Raw genomic sequence first — 15,008 nt, forward strand, 5'->3', positions numbered from 1 at the left:
GGGAGGTCAACCGTGGAAAATTTTCAATCGCTGGCGTCCATGCTGGACCTTTACCAGTTGAGCCTGACAATCGTCCTCGTACTGCATGCGTTCAGCCTGGTTCCACAATGGCAGCGCCAGTATTTCCATCCGCGCCTGATGCGGGTGGCGATGCTGGGAATGATGCTGGGGATCGCGCAAGGCGCGGTGATCGCCACCGCCGTGGAGCTTAGCGCGATCGCGCGGGGCGGCGGCCTTGCCCTGCTGGGCGCCGCGATCATGATGCATGCCTGGGTGGCGCTGCAAAACCTGCTGGCCAGTTACGCCTTCGTCCACCTGCACCGCGCCAGTGCCGTGCTGGCCTGCCGCATGCGCTGGGGCCAGCGCCCGCTCGGCTACCTGAGCGCCGCGCTTACCGTCGTCGCCGGACTGACGCTGGCGTGATCAGTTGCGGCCGGCAGTGCCGTGCTCGGACCAGACAATATCGTTATCCACCGAATACAGGCGGCACGGTTCCTTGCTCGCCGCCTGGCAGGCCGCCAGCGCCTTTTCGTTGGTGTTCTCGCCCTCTTCCGCCCAGCCCCATGAACCGGTGGCCGAAATCGCAAAGGCGCGCGGCGTAGCTTTGTTCAGGAACTCCCGATACTGCTCGCGGCCACGCTGGGGCACGTAGGGAACGGCACCTACGTCATCCAATGCAGCATAGCGGGTGGCCTTTTGCGCCGGCGGTTCGGCCACGGCGTAGACCTCGCGGGTCGGCATGCCGACGCCGGCCAGGAAGCGCTCGACTTCCGGCAACCAGACCGCCGCACCATCGCGGTTGCCGAGCAAACCGTGCGCGTCTTTCTTGAACGCGCCATAAGCCACCAGGTCAGCCTTGCCGCCGGCCGCAGTGAAAGCGCCATGCATGCGTGCCACCAGTTCCGGTCCGAAGTAGCTGTCATTCGCGCCATACATCCACATGCTCGGCAGCTTGTTACGGCGGCCGTACTCGCCAAACGCCTTGACCAGGGCGCCCTGCCAGTTGCACAGGTCGCCATGCACCTTCAGGCCCCCGGCAAAATTCATGATGCCGCGCACACCCGGCAGGTCCTGGGTAGCCGCGGCCATGCTCGCCAGGCCGCCAAACGACTGGCCGGCCAGCACGATATGATCATTGTCGACCCAGGGCTGGGTACGCGCGAAACGCACCACGTCGGCGATATCGCCCGCCTGCTCGTAGCCATTGGCCGTCATATTGCAGCCATATTCAACGAACTTGCCGGTCGAATTGGCAAAGCCGGTACGCATCGGCACCATTACCGCGTAGCCGCGCCGCACGAAGGCCGTGGCCAGGTAAATGAAGCGGTCGCGCGACTGGAACTTCGGATTGCCCGGTGCCTTGCCATGGTTGATGATCAACAGCGGGAACGGGCCGGCGCCAGGAGGACGGAAAACAGTGGTCTCCAGTTGTACGCTCTGCGCGCGGCCGGCCGGAACCATGATGATCTGCTCATGCAGGCGAGAGTCGAGCGCAGCTTCCCCGGCCCGCGCGAATGGCAGGCTTGCACAGGCCAGCAGTATGGCGGCGACACGTGCGGCGAAGGAATTAATGATGCTCTCCGGAACAATGCGTAGGGGCAATATCCCAGATTCTTATGCGCACCGCTCAGGAAAGCAATCCCAAAACGACAAACGTAGCAATTAACTCAGCTTCAGGAGCATGGAACGCATGGATTCCAGTACTTCGTCGGCTAATTCGGGGTCGGTTTTGTAGACATTTCGCGACACCGAGATGCCGCCCACCAGCGCTGCCATGACCGCGAGCGCCTGTTGCCGCTGGCCTTCCCCGGCCGGCAGCTGCTGGCTGATGTATTCCACCATCTGGCGGAAACCGCTGGTATAGCCTGCACCCACTGAAGCATCCTGGCGCGCCACCTCGCTGGCGGCAGCCGCCAAAGGGCAGCCTTGCGCAAGGTTGTCGCGCTGTTCCGGCGCCAGGTAGTAATCGACCAGTTGCGCCAGCGTCACCGGGTGCTCAGTCACCTTGCCATAGGCGGAACGTGTGCTGAACTGCATTGCCTCCGCCGCCAGCGCGTCTTTCGAGGGGAAATGGGCGTAAAGCGCGCCATGGGTGAGCCCGGCGGCCTTGCTGATCTCTGCCACGCCAACCCCGTCAATCCCCTTTTCCCGGAACAGCCGGGCAGCCGTTTCGACCAGCACTTGCCGGTTTTCCGCTGCTTTTTCCCTGGTGATCTTCATGGCCAGCCTCCCCCGCATCAATCATTGCGGTCATCATCATACCATGTGTTGCACGGCCTGCTTATTTTTTGGGCAGTGATTGGTAATTTCCATGTGGAATCATGTAAACTGGCGCCATGACGATCTCCGCACTCCAGGCCGGCCTGTCCGGCCTTCAAGCAAACCAGCGCGCCCTGGACGTGGAAGGACACAACGTCGCCAACCTGGCGACACAGAACTTCCAGCCGCAGCAGGCCACGTTCCAGGAAACCGCGGGCGGCACCAGCGTCACCATTTCCACTGCGGCACGCGACCTGTCGGCTGCCGCCAACGCTGGCGGCGCACCGTCAGGCACCGATCCGGCCAGTTCGATCACCAACTCCCTGGTCTACAAGGCCAACTTCGACCTGTCGGCCAAAGTGATCCAGGCTGCCGACGAACGAATCGGTACACTGCTCGATATCAAGGCTTAACGCCAGCGCCTTCCCGCGCTATGCTGTCGTATGTGCAGCGTGGCGGAGGCTAGCATGGACGACATCGAACTCCCCCTTCAGGACCGCAATCAAGCCGCCGAGCTGCTGGCCGAAAAGCTGGTGTACCTGCGCGGCAGCCGGCCCCTGATCCTTGCCATTCCGCGCGGCGCCGTGCCGATGGGGCGCATCATTGCCGACCGCCTCGATGGCGAGCTTGATGTAGTACTGGTGCGAAAAATTCCCTCTGCCATCGATCCCGAGCTGGCGGTCGGCGCCGTGGACGAGCATGGCAACCGCGAGCTGGCGCCCTATTTCAACCGCACCCGTACCAGCATGGAATGGGTCGAGTTGCAGACCCACGAGCAGCTTGAGCTGATGCGCCGCCGCCGCGCATCATACGGCAGCAGGCGGCCGCCGGCCAACCCGGAGGGCCGCACCGTGGTGATTGTCGATGATGGCCTGGCCACCGGTTCCACCATGGCCGCAGCCCTGCGCTCCACGCGCGCGCGCAAGCCAAAGCAGCTGATTGCCGCCGTACCCGTGGCTGCGCCGGATTCGCTGGAAGTGATCGCGCCTTTGGCCGACGGCATTGTCTACCTTGCCGCGCCGATGAACTTCATGTCCGTCAGCCGCCATTACCGCAGCTTCCCGCAGGTGTCGGAAGAAGAAGTCCTGGAGCTGCTGGCGAGCCAGTAGTGCGACTTTGAATTGCCGCGTGTGCGACACTGGCGCAGAGGAGGCAGCCAACGGATGACCGAACACGATCCCCGCAAACAGGATCGCCGCGAAGGAGACCGCGGGCAGCGGCGGCGCGCCGGCGACGCGCCGCGCTACCTTGATCCCGGCGAAACCATCTTCACGCTGTGGGGGCGCGTGATCGTTGCGCGCTACAAGCGCTGGGCTGCCGCCGCGACGCGGCATATCGTCCAGCGGCCTTTGCACATCGGGGTTTCGGCCCGCATCTACCATCCCGAGCCCGGCGCCACGGGGCTGCGCAGCAAGAACCTGCAATATCTCGAAGAGTCCGTGGCGCAGTGGGTGATGTCGCGCGACGTACTGGTGTTCATGATCCCGACCGTGAATACATCGGGCCTGCTGCACCCCTCCAATATCCGCCTGCGCGACTACGCCAAGCACCTCGACGGCCTGGTGCTGCAAGGCGGCGCCGACGTATCGCCGCAAAGCTATGCCGAAGCGCCGACCAAGCCTGAATGGAGCGGCGACCGGGCGCGCGACATGTACGAACTGGAGCTGTTGCATGAATTCGTCGAAGCAGGCAAGCCGGTGCTGGGTATTTGCCGCGGATGCCAGCTGCTCAACGTCGCCTTCGGCGGCAGCCTCTACCAGGACATTGCGACCGATGTTCCGGACGCCCATGCCCACGTGTCCGACGATTACGACCGGCACCGGCACGAAGTCACTTTCCCGCCCGGCTCCTCGCTGCCTAATATGGTCAGGGGCCCGCAACGCGCACTGGTGAACTCCATCCACCACCAGGCGGTGAAGTCGCTGGGCAAGGATATGCAGGTGGAAGCGCTGTCCTATCCGGACAATATGATCGAAGCAATCCGCTACACGCGGGCGCCCTTCGTAATGGGCCTGCAATGGCACCCCGAATTCCACCGCGCGGGCGGCGTTGAACTGCTCGATTGCACCGGCATCCTCGACAGCTTCCTCCGCGCCGCGCGCGAAACGCGCTTTTAACGCTTGCAGGGCTTCCCGTCGTATTGCAGTTGGTGCTGCCTATACGCGCTGCCATTCCAGCGCTCGATAGGGAAGCAGAAGCCCGGACCGCCGATTTCGATGTCGGGCCAGCCGTCCTTGCCCCTGGTATGGAGCACAGTCAGGATGCCGGCGCCATGGGTAATGAGCTTCCATTTGCCATCGGACTGCCTGCTGACCAGGGCATAGCCGACGCCAGTATCGCCATAGCATGCCGTGCCGCTTTCCGTGATGATTGCTTCAGGTTGGCCGTCGCCATTCAGGTCTTTGACTTGTTCGATCGCGCCCGGCACATAGCTCGCCCCGGAGTCAGCGCAGGACTTCCATGCTTTTCCATGCTGTTTGAAGCCCGCGGCCTTGAATGCGGCAGCTTCGTCCGCCGCTGGCAATGTGTTTGCAGCTGCCAGCGAGGCCTGGCTGAACACCAGGCTAAATATCGCGATAATCAGTTTCATATTGCCATCCTCCCCGCTTTGGCCATTCTAATCCATGTGGTAGCTCAGCAGGACCAAAGAGGAAATGCAATACCCGGCGGCGACTGGTGCCTGTTGCTTTTGAGGAACGATGTAACAGTAGCGGTCGCATCACCAGCAGGTCGCCCACCTGCGCCAGGCAGGCTTGCTCGTCCTGGCGCAATGCCGCCGCATCCTGCGGCGGAATGACTCCTTGCCGGTGCGACCCCGGCACCACATGCACCGGACCGTCCTCCGCACCGCAAGGGTCAAGATGCAGCCGCACTGCGACCAGCTGTTCCAGCAATCCGCTCGGAGGCTGCACATACCAGCCATCTTCCTTGCGCGACCAGCCGCGCAGGGCCGTCCCCTCGACCTGCTCGTACACAGGGATGCTCAGGTCCTGGTGCACCGGCACCAGCCAGTTCACGGAACCCGATTTTTCGAAGAAAGTGCATTGCGCAGGGACGTGGCCGGCCGGCAGCAGGTTCCGAACCGCAGGTGAAGCAGTGAGGAAGCCCGCAAGCTCTGCACACCAAGCCTGCGACAGCAAAGTCCGGGACCCTGCCGTGTCGTGGGTACCGATTTGCGCGGCATAGCGTGCGCATTGCCCGGCATCGACGGCACCGGCAATGACCGCAAACCCGCGCCGCGCAAAATCGGCAGCGTCAGCCATCGTTTAAGGTTTTTCGTAGAAGACCAGGGAGCTGCCCAGGGTCAGGGATTCTTCGATGTGAGGGTGCAGGTCAACGAACGGCTTCTGCTCCAGCATTTCAGTTTGCAGGACACTGAACGCGTCCATCGCAACTTCCTCGAATCCGAACTTGCTGGCCTCGATAATCGCAGAGTCCCAGAGGGCATCCGCGCCTTCCTGCAGCAGGAACAGCATGCACTTGTGCAGCGCATGCTCTTGCGGGTGTGCGTATTCATAGACCGGCTTGCCTTCGAAAATCCCTTCGAAGGTGTAGATCCCCAGGACACTGTTATCGCTCATGAGCTATTCGAATTAACTGGAAGTGCCTGATTATACTGCGGACCGGGGTCGTCCCAATGCCCCGAACAGCCACCAGAAAATGCCCGATATCAGCGCCAATGCAGTGCCCAGCACTGCCAGCGAGCGCCAGGAATACAGCACTGACGCCGGAACAAACGGCGGCTGGTATATCAATAGCTGGTCTTGCCGGTGCATATGCAGCGGCAGGCCAGGAGCGAGGTAGCTCTCGGCCAGCACAGGCTTGGCGGCACCGCTCGCCAGCTCGCCCATCGCCAAGCGGACGCGATCGGCCCAGTCGTGATCAAACTCCGGCTTGCCATGGGCGCCGAAATACCGATAGGACTTGCTCGTCGTGGCCAGCAGTTTCCCGATTTCATGAGCGTAGACGCACGTGTCGCTGCCGGGCAGGAATACGACCAGTCCACCCAGGTGCTGGTAGAGGAAGTCGCCGGCAAACACCAATTGACGCTCACGGTCGACGAAGGTTGCAGACTCCTGCGCATGGCCCGGCGTAGAGCGGATTTCGATGGCGCGGCCGCCAAGGTCAATCTTCTCGCCGTCCCCCAACCAACGCTGGATGCGCAAGGCGCGCGAGCCGGTGAGCGATTCCGCGGCAGCGATCTGCAGCCTGCCGCCCTGCGCCCTGGATTGCAGCTCTGCTGTCGCGAGCACCAGCGCACCTTCAAATGCATCCAGGTCTCCGATATGGTCGAAGTGGAAGTGCGAAAGCGCGAGCATGAGGGGCTTGGCAGTCAGGCTTTCGGCCAGCGCCCGAATCGAGCGGATGTTGGCGGGACGCTCGCCGGATCCAGCGTCAATCAACAGCGCGCGATCGCCGCCAACCAGCAGGTAGGAAGAGTTGTATTGTGAGGATTTGGGTTCCGCGATGATGTAGCTGCCATCGTCAATCGCCTCAACCGCATACCAGTCGTCCACGTAGCGCGCCTTTTCACTCCACAGCTGGCCGGAGCGCAGCTTACCGAATACCTGGTCGCTGGCAAACGGCATCCTGGCGAGCAACGATGCGCCAAGCACCAACGCAAGCAGGAGAATGACAGTGGCGACAATGGCGCGCCTGATGGCGCGGGGCTTTGCGGGAACGGCGGACATGGTGCGGCGCGACATGTTGAAAAAATGTCAATTATATCCAATCGCCTGGAATTCCGCGCGTCGCCGATAGCGGCTGGCGCCCTGGCGCCGCCGCCAGCCGATCAATTACCCCTGAACTTCGCAATCGCCGCATCCACCACGCCCTCCACGCTGCCGGAGGAATCGAATTCCGCCCGCAGGTAGTGGGCATCGCTGCCCATGTGGGTCACCTGCATCAGGTGGTTCAGCGCAGCGCTGCCGCCCAGCGCTTCGGCATGCAGGTCCATGCGGCGCAGCGTGGTCAGGATGTCTTCACGCAGTGACAGGCTCTCGTAGGTCTTCGGATGCACCACCGTGCCATCGAGCCCGAAACGGCAGGCCTGGAAGCGGTTGTAGTTGTAGACCAGGTAGTCGTCTTCGGCCGGCGGCTCCTCCTTGCGCTCCAATAGATAGGAGCACAGGGCCTGCAGATAGCAGGCCAAAGCCGCGGCGCGTTCCACCGTCAGCGGCGTGTCGCAGACGCGCAGCTCGATCGTGCCGTATTCAGGCTTGGGGCGGATGTCCCAGTAGAAGTCCTTCATCGACTTGATCACGCCCGTATGCTCCATCTTCGAGAAGAAGCTGTGCTCGAACTCGTCCCACTTCAGGATGAACGGCGCGCGGCCGCTCATGGGGAAGGCGAACACGCTGTTCAGGCGCGCGGAGTTGAACAGGGTGTCGTTCCCCTGTACGTAGGGCGACGACGCCGACAGCGCGATGAAGTGCGGCACGTAGCGGCTCAGGGAATGCAGCAGGTACAGCGCATCGTCGCCGCTGGTGCAGCCGATGTGCACGTGCTGGCCGAAAATCGTGAACTGCTTGGCCAGGTAGCCATACAGCGCCGACACTTCCTTGAAGCGCGGCTTCGAGAAGATCTTGCGCTCCGACCAGCGCTGGAACGGGTGCGTCCCGCCGCCGCAAATGCCGATATTCAGCGTGTCGGCCGCCCGTACCAGGGTATCGCGCGTTTCGCGCAACTGGGCCACCAGCTCGCTGTGATTGGTGTGCACGTCGCTGTTAATCTCGATCATGCTCTCGGTGATCTCCGGCGTGACGTGGCCGGGAAACGGCTTGCGCGCCAACAGGTGCAGCAAGTCCGGGCTCGACGCGGTCAGGTCGAAGTCGGACAGGCTGACCAATTGCAGCTCGAGCTCGACCCCCATTGTCAAAGCTTGCGACGATTTGAATTCTTCCAACGGCATATCAGCCCTCCTCTTTTGCCGTTTCGCGCGCCCGGATCAGCGCGCGCTGCGTAATGACCGGCCCCAGCACTTCCATGAAAAGTGTCATGGCGGCCAGCGCAGCCAGTTCATCCACCAGCACAATACCCATATAGCGCGTCTGCTCCAGGAGCAGGATGCCGAACACCGACATCGGCGACAGCGCTACGCCGATCAACGCGCCCTTGCGCCATGAAATACCGGCCACGTGCGAGAGCAGCGCGACGGCGATGGTCTTGGTAGCGAAGCGCACCAGCAACAGCAATGCGCCCAGCGAAGCACCGAACACTACGCGCTGCCAGTCCAGCGTGGAGACAGCAAACACAAACAGCAGCACCGTCAACAGTTCGCCGATCGCGCCAAAGTTACGCTGCGTGCGCGTGAAGGTCACGCGGCGATGGCGCGCCATCAGGCCGAAGGTCAGGGTCGCCAGCACGGGCGACAAATCGGCCGCCTGCGTGATCGACACCAGCAGCACGACCACCATGGCAAAAGCCACGGTGCCATCTCGCGCCAGCGTGCCAATGCTGCGCAGTAGCGCCGGCACCAGCATGCCTGCCACCGCGCCCAGCACGGCCGAAGCGAGCAGCTCGATCACGCTGCGCGACACGGCTTGCGTCAGGCTGCCGGAGGTCTGGAATACCCAGAAACCAACCACCACCTTGAACACGAACAACGCAAGCACGCAGTTCATTGCCACCAAATGCAGCACGCGCTCCGTCACCTGGCCCGAACTGCGTTCCTCATTAATCACGCGCAGCACGCCTGCCGGCGAAGTGGACATCGCCAAGGATGCAAGCAACAGCGCCGTCAACGGCGGCATGCCTTGCCAGTAAGCGATTGAAAACACTGCGCCGAACGTGAGCGCAGATTCTGCCAGGCCGCTGACGGCAATCCAGGGATTGACGCGCAGCCAGCGCAGGTTGATGCGGTAACCGAATTCAAACAGGATGAGGCCGAAAGCGATATTGGCGAGCAGCGTTACCTGGCTGCTGCCGTCCGGCACAAGAAGATCGGGCATCGCCTGCGCAAGCAGGAAGCCCACCAAACCGTACACACTGATGCGCGGCAGATTACTCCAACGATGAACGAACTCACCTGCGAGCCATGCCAGCAGCATGGCGCAAGGCCATGCGAGTTCGTCAGAGATGACTAACAAATCGGTCATAAACGTACCTCCGAGCCGTACTATATTGCAATTGTGAAAAACGCGTCGCACTTATCTCCGTTACAATGCCATGCATGGACATGATCAGCGAACACGTTTGCCATGGTGGAGTGCAGCGCTTCTACCGGCATGAGTCGGAAGCGATTGGCTTGCCAATGCGCTTCTCCATCTTCATTCCGCCGCAGGCAGCGCAAGGGCCCTTGCCCGCGCTGTTCTATCTCGCGGGACTCACCTGCAGCGAGGAGACCTTTGCCATCAAGGCCGGCGCGCAGCAGCATGCCGCGCGTGAAGGCTTGGTCCTCATCGCGCCGGACACCAGTCCGCGCGGCACGGGCATTGAAGGTGAAACAGCGTGCTGGGATTTCGGCGAAGGCGCGGGCTTCTACCTCGATGCGACGCAAGCGCCGTGGTCGCAGCATTACCGCATGGAGAGCTACATCCACGAGCTGCGCCAACTGGTGATCGATGAACTGCCGGTCGATGCCAAGCGCATCGGCATCTTCGGCCATTCGATGGGTGGGCATGGCGCCTTGACGCTGGCCTTGCGCAGGCCGGACCTGTTCCGCAGCGTATCGGCCTTCGCGCCGATTGCGGCGCCGGTACGCTGCCCTTGGGGGCAGAAAGCGTTCGAGGGCTACCTGGGGCCGGACAAGGAGACCTGGCTGCAGCACGACGCCAGCGCATTGATGTCGGTACAGGACGAAGCACCCTTCCCTAATGGCATCCTGATCGACCAGGGCCTGGCCGACAAATTCCTTGAGGAGCAGTTATATCCGGGAGTGTTCGAGGATGCGTGCCGCGCCGCCGGACAGCCTTTGGAGCTGCGCCGGCATGCGGGCTACGATCATGGCTACTACTTTATTTCGAGCTTCATTGGCGACCATGTGAAGCTGCATAGCCGCCAGTTAAAAGAGCTTTGAAGCGACATTACTTCGTAAGCACCTTGCGGATCGTTTCCGCAAGTTCTTCCGCTACGAACTTGGCCACGTAGGCGTCAGCACCGACGCCCTTTACGTGGTCCTCGTTGGTCTTGCCGGACAACGAAGAATGGATCACCACCGGGATCTTGGAGAAGCGCGCATCCTGCTTCACCAAGCGGGTCAGCGTGAAGCCATCCATCTCCGGCATTTCCAGGTCGGTCAGCACCAGGGCCACACGGTCTTCCACCGGAATGCCTTCGGCCTTGCAGCCTTCGGCGATGTGATTGAGCTTGTCCCACGCTTCCTTACCGGTCTTCATCATCACGAACGGCGCATGCATGGCTTCCAGGCCGCGCTCGATCAGGTTGCGCGCAACGACCGAATCGTCAGCAGCCAGGATGAAGGTACCTGGCTTCAGCGGCAGGCGGCCGACGGCGGTTTCGTCGATTTCCTTACCGTCGCTTGGGGACAGGTTGCGCAGGATGGTTTCCACATCCAGCACCTGCGCCAGGCGGGTGTTCTGCACGTCGCCATCGACGCGCGCAATCGAGGTCACCATGCCGCTACCGTGGCTGCCTTCAGCGCTCAGCACCTGGCTCCAGTCCAGGCGCACGATCTCGTCCACCGATTCAACGGCGAAGGCTTGCGTGGTGCGCGCGAACTCCGTCACCAGCATGATGTTCAGGCCAGTCTTTGGCTTGACGCCGACAATGCCCGGCAAGTCCATCACAGGAATAATCTGGCCGCGCAGGTTGACCACACCCAGCATATGCGGCTCCGAACCTGCGACGGCGGTCACGGTCGGCATCGCAACAATCTCGCGGATCTTGAAGACGTTAATGCCGTATAACTCGGAATTGCCACTGGTGCCATCGACACCGAGGCGGAACAACAGCAGCTCGAACTTGTTGGAGTTTGTGAGGTTGCTACGCTCGTCAACTTCTTGTTGAACGGAATTCATCGATCGCTCCAGTCTGCTTTAAATGGCATTCCCTTTGGTATGGAATGTTTCGGCAGTATACCGGCCTTTTTTTGACATCCGGGAGCGATGAGGGGCAGAAACAACAAAAAAAGGACGCACGTTGGCGTCCTTCTAAGAATTCTGGAGCGGGAAAAGAGTCTCGAACTCTCGACCTCAACCTTGGCAAGGTTGCGCTCTACCAACTGAGCTATTCCCGCAGGGGAGGCGCTATTATGACAGCCACTATCCAGAGTGACAAGTTCTTTTTCGTTTGTCATGCCCCTATAATATCCGCATGGATTCTATCGAGATAGTTTTGGCAATGCTGCTGGCCGTGATCGCCAGCGCTTACATGAAGCGGATACTTTCCGGCATTCCCCTGCCCCTGGTGCAGATCGGTCTTGGCGCCAGCATTGCCGCATGGTCGGGCCACGGCATCCAGCTCGACCCGGAGTTGTTCTTCCTGCTGTTCATCCCGCCGCTGCTGTTCCTCGATGGCTGGCGCATCCCGAACACGGGCCTGTTCCGCGACCGCGTCGTGATCCTTGAACTCGCCCTCGGCCTGGTGATCTTCACCGTGCTCGGCGCCGGCTACCTGATTCACTGGATGATCCCCGCCATGCCGCTGCCGGTGGCATTTGCGCTGGCGGCAATCCTGTCGCCAACCGACCCGGTTGCCGTCGGCTCGATCGCCTCGCGCGCACCGATCCCGAAACGCCTGATGCACATCCTGGAAGGCGAAGCGCTGTTGAACGACGCCAGCGGCCTGGTGTGCTTCCGCTTTGCCGTGGCGGCCGCACTGACCGGCTCCTTCTCGCTGGCCAACGCTTCGCTGACCTTTGTCTGGCTGGCAGCGGCAGGCATCGCGACGGGTGTTGCCGTGACCGGCGCCATCGCATGGCTGCAGGGCCGGCTGACCACGCGCTACGGCGAGCCTGCCGGCTCGCCAATCCTGGTCAGCCTGCTGATTCCATTTGGCGCCTACCTGGTCGCCGAGCGCCTGCATGCTTCCGGCATCCTGGCCGCCGTGGCGGCGGGCATCACCATGAGTTATGTGGAGCTGGGCGGCCAGGCACTGGCCGCAACCCGCATCCAGCGCACCGCCGTATGGGACACGGTGCAGTTCACGCTGAACGGTGTGATGTTCGTGCTGCTCGGCGAGCAGTTGCCTGACATCCTGCGCGGCGCCAGCGAGTCGCTGGAGCAGAGCGGCCATATCAATCCATGGTGGCTGGTGCTGTATGCCTTCGCCATCAGCTTCGGCTTGATTGCGCTGCGCTTTGCCTGGGTGTGGGCAACGCTGCGCGTGACCCTGTATCGCCGCAGCCGGCGCGCCTCCCCGGCGCAAGGCGGCAAGCCGCACTGGCGCCTGCTGCTGGCAACTGCGCTGGCCGGTGCGCGCGGTGCGATCACACTGGCCGGCGTGCTGACCTTGCCACTGTTCATGCCGAACGGCGATCCTTTCCCGGCGCGCGACCTGACCATTTTGCTGGCCAGCTCGGTGATCCTGATTTCCCTGCTGGCGGCAAGTGTCGGTTTGCCGCGCCTGTTGGGCAGCATGCGCTTGCCGGAAGAGCCGGCAGAGCGGCAGCAGGAAGATATGGCGCGGCGCCAGGCAGCATCGGCGGCGATCGCAGCCATCGAGCGCGCCGAACTGGCGTTGGCCGACGCCCACCATCCCGACGTGCTGCCGCAAGCGGCGGCGCGCGTAATCGCGCTGTACGAGTACCGCCTGAATGTGGCCTGGTCGGCGGAAGACCAGAACAAGGAACACTTCCGCAAGCTGGACCGCGCCGAGCGCGAACTGCGCCTTGCCGCCATGGTGGCCGAACGCCAGGCTATCTTCGACCTGGCGCGCCACCACACCATTTCCGACGAAACGGCACGCAAGCTGGTGCGCGAGATTGACCTCGTCGAAGCACGCCACCAGAAGAAATGAACCGGCGCGCCACCCTTTCACTCGCTGGCGCGTGGCTGCTGTTCTGGGCCCTGATGGTGGCGACGGCGATCCAGGACTTCCTGCGCCATGACGACCATGGGCCGCTGTGGCAACCCATCCTGTGGGAGTCGTCGTCGATGGTCGTGGCCTCCCTGCTGCTGGCGATGCAAAGGCTTGCCACGCGGCGCCATGACACCCTGCTGGCAACTCCCGCGCCCTGGTTTGCACGGCAGGCTCTATGGCTGCCGGTATGGTGGATACTGTTTACGCCGTTGGCGTTTGGCATCCGGCACGGCGTGTACGCCCTGCTGGGCGCGGAGTACCAGCATGAACCCTGGGGCGAGACCTTGCTTTACGAGAACGTGAAGATTTCGGTCTTCGTCATTATTTTTACCCTGATTACCTTTGGCGTGCTGTCGTATCGCGCCGCCGAACAAGCCAATGCCAACTGGCGGACGGCCCAGCTGCACCAGCTTACGCAGCAGATGCAGCCGCATTTCCTGTTCAACGCGCTGAACACCATTTCTTCGCTGATGCACACCGACGTCGAACGCGCCGATGCGACGCTGGTGCAGTTGGCCGATGTCCTGCGCGCGACGCTGGACGTCAGCGGCCAGCAGCAGGCGCCATTGTCGACCGAACTTCGCCTGTTGCGCGGTTATGCGCGGCTGATGGAGGAGCGCTTTGCGGACCGCGTGCAGATCGTCTGGGAAATTGATGCGGCCTGCAGCGATTGCCTGGTGCCGGTGATGAGCATGCAGCCTTTGCTGGAAAACGTCTTCAAGCACACCGTCGAACGGCGTCGCGGCGTGACGAAGATCGCCATCAGCGCGAAACGCGATAGCGGTGCTTTGCTGCTCACAGTCAGCGACGATGCCGGGCACCTCGCTGCGCACGGCACCGATAGCGGCGTTGCGGTAAGCGGTATCGGTGTGCGTAACTTGCGCGAAAGGCTGCAAGCACTGCACGGCGAACAGGCGACGCTTCAGTTGCGGCAGCTCGCACCTGCTGGCGTGCGCGCTCAAATGAGGTTGCCATGCGTATCCTGATCGTTGACGACGAGCGCCCTGCGCGCGACAAGCTGCGCCGCATGCTGGCGCAGGAGGCGGACATCACCGCCATCGAGGAGGCACGCGATGGCGTGGAGGCGCTGGAGCAAGCCGCCAGCTTCGCACCTGACGCCATTTTCCTCGACGTGCAGATGCCAGAAGTCAGCGGCCTGGAAGTGGCCGCCTCCCTGCCCCATCCGGCGCCGCTGATCGTGTTTGCCACCGCCTTCGATGAATACGCCGTGCCGGCCTTCGATGCCAACGCCATCGACTACCTGCTGAAGCCCTTTGACTCTGCCCGCCTGCAACGCGCCATGCAGCGCCTGCGTGAACGCCTGGCAAGCCGCGCACTGCAAGGGGAGCGCGCTCCGGGCGCCATCGGCCTGCCGCTTCAGCAGCTGCTGGTCAGCGAGCGCGGCGGCACCCGCGTGGTCGCCGTCGCCGACATCCAATGGCTGGAGACAGCCGACAATTACGTGGTGCTGCACACCTCACAGGGCACCCCGCTGTTGCGCCAGACCCTGACCGACCTGCTGGACAGCCTGGGCAAGCAATTCGTGCGCTGCCACCGCCGCGCCGCCGTCCGGCTATCCCTCATCGACAAGATCGACCTGGAAGGCCGACTGGTCCTGCGCAACGGCGCCCTCGTGCCGCTTGGGCGCAACTTCAAGGCAGCCATACTGGAGGCCGTCACCCATCGGCAATCCCGATAACTGCAATCGCCAATTCCCGTTTCCATTTCAAGCGATGAGCCGCGACAATGACCCGGCTCACAACGGAGGG

General features: G+C 62.5%; 17 protein-coding genes and 1 tRNA gene. 8 read left to right on the plus strand and 10 right to left on the minus strand.

Annotation, left to right across the window (positions count from 1 at the left end):
• Nucleotides 1-12: 12 nt before the first annotated feature.
• On the plus strand, nucleotides 13-423 hold the full coding sequence (locus ASD07_RS02965; RefSeq protein ID WP_156397824.1) for a hypothetical protein: 411 nt from the start codon (nucleotides 13-15) through the stop codon (nucleotides 421-423).
• Here the strand turns inward: ASD07_RS02965 and ASD07_RS02970 are convergent, their stop codons facing one another.
• Nucleotides 424-1,461 carry a CocE/NonD family hydrolase gene (locus tag ASD07_RS02970; protein WP_156397846.1) on the minus strand — a complete coding sequence of 346 codons (1,038 nt, stop codon included), beginning with the start codon at nucleotides 1,459-1,461 and terminating at the stop codon, nucleotides 424-426.
• A 201-nt stretch (nucleotides 1,462-1,662) separates the two neighbouring features.
• Nucleotides 1,663-2,220, minus strand: a complete 558-nt coding sequence (locus ASD07_RS02975) for a TetR/AcrR family transcriptional regulator (RefSeq protein ID WP_055924899.1) — start codon at nucleotides 2,218-2,220, stop codon at nucleotides 1,663-1,665.
• A gap of 116 nt (nucleotides 2,221-2,336) precedes the next feature.
• On the opposite strand from ASD07_RS02975, the gene ASD07_RS02980 reads away from it, so the two are divergent.
• Genes ASD07_RS02980 through ASD07_RS02990 form a run of 3 tightly spaced genes read left to right on the plus strand, consistent with a single transcriptional unit; the run spans nucleotide 2,337 to nucleotide 4,376 of the window.
• Nucleotides 2,337-2,672, plus strand: coding sequence for a flagellar basal body rod C-terminal domain-containing protein (locus ASD07_RS02980; RefSeq protein WP_055924902.1), 336 nt, complete (start codon nucleotides 2,337-2,339; stop codon nucleotides 2,670-2,672).
• A gap of 54 nt (nucleotides 2,673-2,726) precedes the next feature.
• Nucleotides 2,727-3,368, plus strand: coding sequence for a phosphoribosyltransferase (locus tag ASD07_RS02985; protein ID WP_055924906.1), 642 nt, complete (start codon nucleotides 2,727-2,729; stop codon nucleotides 3,366-3,368).
• A gap of 54 nt (nucleotides 3,369-3,422) precedes the next feature.
• Complete coding sequence (locus ASD07_RS02990; RefSeq protein WP_055924908.1) at nucleotides 3,423-4,376, plus strand: gamma-glutamyl-gamma-aminobutyrate hydrolase family protein; 954 nt, start codon at nucleotides 3,423-3,425, stop codon at nucleotides 4,374-4,376.
• Here ASD07_RS02990 and ASD07_RS02995 read toward each other — a convergent pair.
• From ASD07_RS02995 to ASD07_RS03020, 6 genes are all read right to left on the minus strand, one after another.
• Nucleotides 4,373-4,849 (minus strand): hypothetical protein, encoded by a 477-nt coding sequence (locus ASD07_RS02995; RefSeq protein ID WP_055924911.1) that lies wholly within the window; start codon nucleotides 4,847-4,849, stop codon nucleotides 4,373-4,375. The two genes, ASD07_RS02990 and ASD07_RS02995, sit on opposite strands and share 4 nt — an antisense overlap.
• Nucleotides 4,824-5,522, minus strand: coding sequence for a phytanoyl-CoA dioxygenase family protein (locus ASD07_RS03000; RefSeq protein WP_055924914.1), 699 nt, complete (start codon nucleotides 5,520-5,522; stop codon nucleotides 4,824-4,826). Before ASD07_RS03000 ends, ASD07_RS02995 begins: the two co-directional genes overlap by 26 nt.
• A 3-nt stretch (nucleotides 5,523-5,525) precedes the next feature.
• Complete coding sequence (locus tag ASD07_RS03005) at nucleotides 5,526-5,840, minus strand: hypothetical protein (RefSeq protein WP_055924917.1); 315 nt, start codon at nucleotides 5,838-5,840, stop codon at nucleotides 5,526-5,528.
• A gap of 30 nt (nucleotides 5,841-5,870) precedes the next feature.
• A complete protein-coding gene (locus tag ASD07_RS03010) occupies nucleotides 5,871-6,950 on the minus strand; it encodes an MBL fold metallo-hydrolase (RefSeq protein ID WP_162246525.1) in 1,080 nt (359 codons plus the stop codon).
• Between the two features lie 101 nt (nucleotides 6,951-7,051).
• On the minus strand, nucleotides 7,052-8,170 hold the full coding sequence (locus tag ASD07_RS03015) for a YbdK family carboxylate-amine ligase (RefSeq protein WP_055924920.1): 1,119 nt from the start codon (nucleotides 8,168-8,170) through the stop codon (nucleotides 7,052-7,054).
• A 1-nt stretch (nucleotide 8,171) separates the two neighbouring features.
• Entirely contained in the window at nucleotides 8,172-9,356 is a 1,185-nt protein-coding gene (locus tag ASD07_RS03020; protein WP_055924921.1) for a cation:proton antiporter, read from the minus strand.
• Between the two features lie 74 nt (nucleotides 9,357-9,430).
• Here ASD07_RS03020 and fghA point away from each other — a divergent pair, with 74 nt between their 5' ends.
• Nucleotides 9,431-10,276, plus strand: coding sequence for an S-formylglutathione hydrolase (gene fghA, locus ASD07_RS03025; protein WP_055925332.1), 846 nt, complete (start codon nucleotides 9,431-9,433; stop codon nucleotides 10,274-10,276).
• Between the two features lie 7 nt (nucleotides 10,277-10,283).
• Here fghA and ASD07_RS03030 read toward each other — a convergent pair whose 3' ends face one another.
• Nucleotides 10,284-11,237, minus strand: coding sequence for a chemotaxis protein (locus tag ASD07_RS03030; RefSeq protein ID WP_055924924.1), 954 nt, complete (start codon nucleotides 11,235-11,237; stop codon nucleotides 10,284-10,286).
• Between the two features lie 142 nt (nucleotides 11,238-11,379).
• Nucleotides 11,380-11,455: transfer RNA gene (locus tag ASD07_RS03035), tRNA-Gly, on the minus strand.
• A 77-nt stretch (nucleotides 11,456-11,532) separates the two neighbouring features.
• On the opposite strand from ASD07_RS03035, the gene ASD07_RS03040 reads away from it, so the two are divergent.
• From ASD07_RS03040 to ASD07_RS03050, 3 genes are read left to right on the plus strand one after another with little or no spacing between them, the layout of a single operon-like run.
• Nucleotides 11,533-13,176, plus strand: a complete 1,644-nt coding sequence (locus ASD07_RS03040) for a Na+/H+ antiporter (RefSeq protein WP_055924928.1) — start codon at nucleotides 11,533-11,535, stop codon at nucleotides 13,174-13,176.
• The gene (locus ASD07_RS03045; RefSeq protein ID WP_055924930.1) at nucleotides 13,173-14,225 is read left to right on the plus strand and encodes a sensor histidine kinase; all 1,053 of its coding nucleotides are present in this window, start codon (nucleotides 13,173-13,175) and stop codon (nucleotides 14,223-14,225) included. Before ASD07_RS03040 ends, ASD07_RS03045 begins: the two co-directional genes overlap by 4 nt.
• Nucleotides 14,213-14,938, plus strand: coding sequence for a LytTR family DNA-binding domain-containing protein (locus tag ASD07_RS03050; protein ID WP_055924933.1), 726 nt, complete (start codon nucleotides 14,213-14,215; stop codon nucleotides 14,936-14,938). The genes ASD07_RS03045 and ASD07_RS03050 overlap by 13 nt, the downstream gene beginning before the upstream one ends.
• Nucleotides 14,939-15,008 lie beyond the last annotated feature (70 nt).

This window comes from Duganella sp. Root336D2 (assembly GCF_001425005.1).
Classification (GTDB): Bacteria; Pseudomonadota; Gammaproteobacteria; order Burkholderiales; family Burkholderiaceae_D; genus Rugamonas.

What these genes read in the sequence shown, in the direction of transcription:
- ASD07_RS02970 (WP_156397846.1), bottom strand. Translation starts at nt 1,461, where the DNA reads ATGGTTCCGGCCGGCCGCGCGCAGAGCGTACAACTGGAGACCACTGTT.
- ASD07_RS02975 (WP_055924899.1), bottom strand. Translation starts at nt 2,220, where the DNA reads ATGAAGATCACCAGGGAAAAAGCAGCGGAAAACCGGCAAGTGCTGGTC.
- ASD07_RS02980 (WP_055924902.1), top strand. Translation starts at nt 2,337, where the DNA reads ATGACGATCTCCGCACTCCAGGCCGGCCTGTCCGGCCTTCAAGCAAAC.
- ASD07_RS02985 (WP_055924906.1), top strand. Translation starts at nt 2,727, where the DNA reads ATGGACGACATCGAACTCCCCCTTCAGGACCGCAATCAAGCCGCCGAG.
- ASD07_RS02990 (WP_055924908.1), top strand. Translation starts at nt 3,423, where the DNA reads ATGACCGAACACGATCCCCGCAAACAGGATCGCCGCGAAGGAGACCGC.
- ASD07_RS02995 (WP_055924911.1), bottom strand. Translation starts at nt 4,849, where the DNA reads ATGAAACTGATTATCGCGATATTTAGCCTGGTGTTCAGCCAGGCCTCG.
- ASD07_RS03000 (WP_055924914.1), bottom strand. Translation starts at nt 5,522, where the DNA reads ATGGCTGACGCTGCCGATTTTGCGCGGCGCGGGTTTGCGGTCATTGCC.
- ASD07_RS03005 (WP_055924917.1), bottom strand. Translation starts at nt 5,840, where the DNA reads ATGAGCGATAACAGTGTCCTGGGGATCTACACCTTCGAAGGGATTTTC.
- ASD07_RS03010 (WP_162246525.1), bottom strand. Translation starts at nt 6,950, where the DNA reads ATGTCCGCCGTTCCCGCAAAGCCCCGCGCCATCAGGCGCGCCATTGTC.
- ASD07_RS03015 (WP_055924920.1), bottom strand. Translation starts at nt 8,170, where the DNA reads ATGCCGTTGGAAGAATTCAAATCGTCGCAAGCTTTGACAATGGGGGTC.
- ASD07_RS03020 (WP_055924921.1), bottom strand. Translation starts at nt 9,356, where the DNA reads ATGACCGATTTGTTAGTCATCTCTGACGAACTCGCATGGCCTTGCGCC.
- fghA (WP_055925332.1), top strand. Translation starts at nt 9,431, where the DNA reads ATGGACATGATCAGCGAACACGTTTGCCATGGTGGAGTGCAGCGCTTC.
- ASD07_RS03030 (WP_055924924.1), bottom strand. Translation starts at nt 11,237, where the DNA reads ATGAATTCCGTTCAACAAGAAGTTGACGAGCGTAGCAACCTCACAAAC.
- ASD07_RS03040 (WP_055924928.1), top strand. Translation starts at nt 11,533, where the DNA reads ATGGATTCTATCGAGATAGTTTTGGCAATGCTGCTGGCCGTGATCGCC.
- ASD07_RS03045 (WP_055924930.1), top strand. Translation starts at nt 13,173, where the DNA reads ATGAACCGGCGCGCCACCCTTTCACTCGCTGGCGCGTGGCTGCTGTTC.
- ASD07_RS03050 (WP_055924933.1), top strand. Translation starts at nt 14,213, where the DNA reads ATGCGTATCCTGATCGTTGACGACGAGCGCCCTGCGCGCGACAAGCTG.